The following is a 3,708-nucleotide window of genomic DNA, read 5'->3' as shown; positions in this document are numbered from 1 at the left end:
GATTGATTTGCTGGCATTACTTCTACTTGGAATCTAAAATAGAAGCGGTCGTCCTAAGACAATCCCCCGCCCTCGCTCCGCTCGGGCACCCCCTTTCAAAAGGGGGCAAGCGGCTGCGCCGCTTGGGGGCCCGGCGTGGAAGAAAGCCCCAGGTCACAGCAGTTCCGACGCCCGCCGGGTCACGTGACAGCTCACGTTCACCGCCACGGGCAGGCCGGCCACGTGGGTGGGGGCGGTCTCGATGGCCAGGCCCAGGCAGGTGGTTTTTCCGCCGAAGCCCTGGGGGCCGATGCCCAGGGCGTTGATCTCCTCCAGCAGTTCCCGTTCCAGGGCGGCGTAGAAGGGGTCGGGATGGGGCTGGTCCAGGGGGCGGAGCAGGGCGTGCTTGGCCAGGGCGGCCACCTTGTCAAAGCTGCCGCCGATGCCCACCCCCAGCACAGTGGGCGGACAGGGATTGGGCCCGGCCAGGCGGACGGTCTCCACCACGAACCGCTTCACTCCCTCCGCCCCGTCGGCGGGCTTGAGCATAGCCAGGCGGCTCATGTTTTCCGAACCGAAGCCCTTGGGGGCCACGGTAATGGCGCACCGGTCCCCGGGGACAATACGCACAGTAATAGCAGCCGGGCTGTTATCCCCGGTGTTGACCCGGCGCAGGGGGTCGGCCACAATGGATTTCCGCAGAAAGCCCTCCCCGTAGCCCTGGCGGACCCCCTGGTGGATGGCCTCCTCAAAATCCCCCTCAATGTGGACCTCCTGGCCCAGCTCCACGAAGACGCAGGCCATACCCGTGTCCTGACAGATGGGCAGGTCCCGCTCCCCTGCCAGCTTCAGGTTGTCCTGGAGCAGTCCCAGGGTCTCCTCCGCCAGGGGCCAGGGCTCGGCGGAGCGGGCCAGCTCCAGGGCCCGGTTCACGTCCTCGGGCAGGAGGGTGTTGGCCTGGATGCACAGCCGGGCCACGGCGGCGGTGAGCTGGTTGGCGGAAAGGGTACGCATAGCAGCACTTCCTCTCAAGACTTTTCCCCATTTTACCATAATCCGCCCCCGCTTTCAACCGGGGCAAAGCCGGATGAAAATTTTTCTCCCTCCATGTATAACCCCCCGCCAGCCTGTCCAAAATAGGCTTCGGAGGTGGTTTTTTGAAAAACCGGAGCTTTTTAAACAAGCTGGGCGATTTCGCCATGGGAAAGGGCTTTTACATAGTCCTGTTCCTGTGCATCGCCGCCATAGGAATTTCGGGCTATTATCTGCTGCAAACTGTTATGGGAGGCATGAACTCCACCACACCGGTGGGGGGAGACGCCTCGGTCACACTCCCGGACCACAGCGTGGTCCAGCCCTCGGTCCCCACACCCAGTCCGGTCCAGACCCCGGAGACCCCTGTCACCGTCCCTGAGCCCGCCGTTCAGCCGGACGACCCGGAGCCGGTGAAGGACAACACACCGGAGCCGGACACTCAAACCGATACCCAGACCCAGGAGAGCACGCAGACCCTGTCCAAGGTCTTCACCTGGCCGGTGCAGGGGGCGGTGCTGCGGGACTTCAGCGTGGAGACCCTCTCTCTGGACCCCACCCTGGGGGACTGGCGCACCCACGGCGGGCTTGACATTGCCGCCGCCCAGGGGGTCAATGTGCTGTCCATCAGCGCGGGCACGGTGGAACAGATCTACCACGACGGTCTGATGGGTACCACCGTTGTGGTGAACCACGGCGGCGGCCTCCAGTCCTGGTACTGCAACCTGAACGAGGAGGTGGCCGTGGAGGTGGGCGACTCGGTGGAAATCGGCGGCGTCCTGGGCACGGTGGGCTCTACCGCCATCGCCGAGGTGGGGGTAGACTCCCACATCCACCTGGAGACCCTTCTGGAGGGCCAGCCGGTGGACCCCAGAGATTATTTAAACTGAATATGCAAAAGGGGCCCTTACGGGCCCCTCTTGTTATAGCTTCGCTTTGGGCAGGTTCCAGTGGAAGTGGGCCGCCAGGACCCGGATGATGACCACCGTAATCAGGCCCACCGTCATAGCGTCCATGCTGTCCACGTGGCCCCACATTCCCGCGCACACCGCCGCCCCCGCCAGCGAGGCGCAGGCATAGATGTGCTTGACAAAAATGTAGGGCACCTCCTGGGCCAGCAGGTCCCGGACCACGCCGCCCCCCACGCCGGTGACGACACCCACGAAGACCAGCAGGTAGAAGGTGGGGGCCGCCGAGCGCTGATAGGCCAGCTCAACCCCGATGACGGTAAAGGCTCCCAGCCCCAGGGTGTCCATCCAGAACAGCAGTTTATTATAGTGGTCCGGATTGTGCATCAGCAGCAGCCGGACCCGACGGGAGAAGATCACCGCCGAGGTGACCAGAGCCACCAGGGCACAGGTGGGGTCTCGGAAGGCCATAGGGGGCGTCAGACCCAGGAGCAGGTCCCGAAAGACGCCGCCCCCTGTGGCAGTGGTCAGCCCCAGGATACATATCCCGAAGATGTCCATATTCTTGTTCAGCCCAATCATGGCCCCGGAGGCGGCAAAGGCCACCGTCCCCAAAATGTTCACCACAAAAATAAACGTATCCATATCGTCATTATACCAGAAAAAGGGACAAAGTCAACCCAAATCCATTTCATCCATGGCGTGGCGCATGTGGATGGCCATTGCGTGCTCCGCGCCGGAGGCGTCCCGCTTCTGCAAAAACTCCAGCAGCAGGGCGTGGTCCCGGAGGGTCGCCTGGGCCAGTTCCTCCCGGTGGGCCCCGGAGCCAATGGCCGTCTCCACCGCCTGGCTGATGATGGGCAGAAGACGGGTCATAAACTCGTTGTGGGTCGCCCGGACAATGGCGGCGTGGAACTCCCGGTCGGCCTGGGTCCGGTCCTCCCCGGCACGGATGGCGGCGGCTACCCCCTCCCCCCGGGCCAGAATGTCCGCCAGCTCCCCCTCCGTGGCCCGCTGGCAGGCCAGAGCGGCGGCGGGAGGCTCGAAAATCGCCCGCACCTCAAACAGGTCCCGCAGCCGCCCCCGCACCTGGTCCAGCACGGAAAAGCCAAAGTCGTCGATCTCCTCCACCCGTTGGGATACAAAGGTCCCCCGGCCCCGGCGCACCTCCAGCACACCTTGGGCCGCCAGAGCCTGGACCGCCTCCCGCAGCGTCGCCCGGCTCACCCCCATCTCCCGGGACAGCTCTATCTCGTTGGGCAGCTTCTCCCCGGGCAGCAGCTGCTTCTCCGCCGCTATCATGGTGTACAGCCGCCGGGCCGTCTGCTGGGACAGGCTGGTTTTTTTCATGGTGAATCAGTCCTTTCCCTTCGCCGCATTGCTGCTCTTGATCCGCTGCTCTGTTTCCCATTGGATTTTGCGGCAAACAGCGGTGAAATTTTTGTCCACTTCTAAATTCGTAAATCTTAAAACGCTTAATCCCAGCGCTTCTAAATAGTCTGTCCTGATTCTATCATATTCCACAAGCCCGCTCTCGTCGTAATGTTGGCCCCCATCCAACTCAACAATTAGCTGCGCCTTGCGACAGAAAAAATCTACAATGTAGCTGCCAATGATGCGCTGCCGGTTCCACTGCGGCGATGCAGTACGTAGAAAGCCATACCATAAACGCCGCTCTTGTGCCGTCGGTTCGTTGCGCAGCTGTGTGGAATGCGGCCTCTGATTCTTGTCCCGCGGCAAAATATTAATGATGAACACCTCCGTAAATTGGAAAAGCCTACTTCTGTCG

5 protein-coding genes are annotated in these 3,708 nt (G+C 62.5%); 1 reads left to right on the top strand and 4 read right to left on the bottom strand.

The window, feature by feature from the left end:
• Positions 1 to 153 precede the first annotated feature (153 nt).
• Positions 154 to 993, bottom strand: a complete 840-nt coding sequence (locus tag D1646_RS20335) for a fumarate hydratase (RefSeq protein WP_160638205.1) — start codon at positions 991 to 993, stop codon at positions 154 to 156.
• 143 nt (positions 994 to 1,136) lie between these two features.
• Between D1646_RS20335 and D1646_RS20330 the strand changes: the two genes are divergently transcribed.
• Positions 1,137 to 1,901: a M23 family metallopeptidase gene (locus D1646_RS20330; RefSeq protein WP_243154271.1), complete on the top strand. Its 765-nt coding sequence runs from the start codon at positions 1,137 to 1,139 to the stop codon at positions 1,899 to 1,901.
• Between the two features lie 33 nt (positions 1,902 to 1,934).
• On the opposite strand, the gene D1646_RS20325 is transcribed toward D1646_RS20330, so the two are convergent.
• From D1646_RS20325 to D1646_RS20315, 3 genes are all read right to left on the bottom strand, one after another.
• Entirely contained in the window at positions 1,935 to 2,564 is a 630-nt protein-coding gene (locus tag D1646_RS20325; RefSeq protein WP_160638204.1) for a TRIC cation channel family protein, read from the bottom strand.
• Positions 2,565 to 2,594: 30 nt separating this feature from the next.
• On the bottom strand, positions 2,595 to 3,269 hold the full coding sequence (locus D1646_RS20320) for an FCD domain-containing protein (protein ID WP_160638203.1): 675 nt from the start codon (positions 3,267 to 3,269) through the stop codon (positions 2,595 to 2,597).
• A gap of 6 nt (positions 3,270 to 3,275) precedes the next feature.
• Positions 3,276 to 3,708, bottom strand: a 433-nt coding sequence (locus tag D1646_RS20315) for an endonuclease domain-containing protein (RefSeq protein ID WP_347565263.1), incomplete at its 5' end; no start/stop codon positions are given.

It is taken from the genome of Pseudoflavonifractor sp. 60, from assembly GCF_009911645.1.
Lineage (GTDB): Bacteria > Bacillota > Clostridia > Oscillospirales > Oscillospiraceae > Lawsonibacter.
This window is presented reverse-complemented; position numbering and strand designations above follow the sequence as displayed.

Bases quoted from the DNA above. Each gene is read 5' to 3' on its own strand.
- D1646_RS20335 (WP_160638205.1), bottom strand. From the start codon at position 993: ATGCGTACCCTTTCCGCCAACCAGCTCACCGCCGCCGTGGCCCGGCTG.
- D1646_RS20325 (WP_160638204.1), bottom strand. From the start codon at position 2,564: ATGGATACGTTTATTTTTGTGGTGAACATTTTGGGGACGGTGGCCTTT.
- D1646_RS20320 (WP_160638203.1), bottom strand. From the start codon at position 3,269: ATGAAAAAAACCAGCCTGTCCCAGCAGACGGCCCGGCGGCTGTACACC.